This is a genomic window from Bradyrhizobium sp. NBAIM08, assembly GCF_020193935.1.
Lineage (GTDB): Bacteria > Pseudomonadota > Alphaproteobacteria > Rhizobiales > Xanthobacteraceae > Bradyrhizobium > Bradyrhizobium yuanmingense.
Genome location: NZ_JADYVR010000073.1, coordinates 1 through 611, shown reverse-complemented (window position 1 = coordinate 611; position 611 = coordinate 1). Strand labels below are relative to the sequence as shown.

Genomic DNA, 611 nt, shown 5'->3' with positions numbered 1-611 from the left:
GCTGCTGGCCGCCGCTCATCTCGTGCGGGTGGCTCGCCAGCCGCCGCTTCGGGTCGGGGATGCCGACTTCGGCGAGCAGTTCCTCGGCGCGCTCGAGCGCCGCGGCGCGGCCGAGCTTCAAATGCTTCGTCAACGGCTCGACGAGCTGGTCGCCGACGGTGAACACCGGGTTGAGCGAGCTCATCGGGTCCTGGAACACGCACGCGATCTCCTTGCCGCGCATCGCCTGCAGCTCGCGCAGGCCGGCCCGCAGCAGGTCGCGCCCCTGCCACCGGATCGCTCCGGTGCGGACCGCGTTGTCGGGCAGCAGGTTCAGCACGCTCATCGCGGTGACGCTCTTGCCCGAACCCGATTCGCCGACCAGCGCGACGGTCGTGTTCTCGGGGACGTCGAAGCTCACGCCTTTCACAGCCTCGGCGACGACGCCGTGGCCGGCCGCGAAGTTGCGCCGGTCGGATTCGGCCGCGGCGCGGGCGCGCTCGCGCTGCTCGGGCGTCAGCGTCTCGCTGTTCGCCAGCCGCGACATCGCCCAGTGCATGCGGGCGGACACGAAGCTGGCGTGGAAGATGCCGTCCATCGGCCGTGCGTCCTGGCGCAGCGGCGAGGCGTAG

Annotated in this window: 1 protein-coding gene; it reads right to left on the bottom strand. The window is 71.8% G+C overall.

What is annotated here, in order from left to right; all coding sequences use genetic code 11:
- On the bottom strand, positions 1-577 hold a 577-nt coding region (locus I6F37_RS38440), incomplete at its 3' end, for an ATP-binding cassette domain-containing protein (RefSeq protein WP_276573797.1).
- Between the last annotated feature and the right edge of the window lie 34 nt (positions 578-611).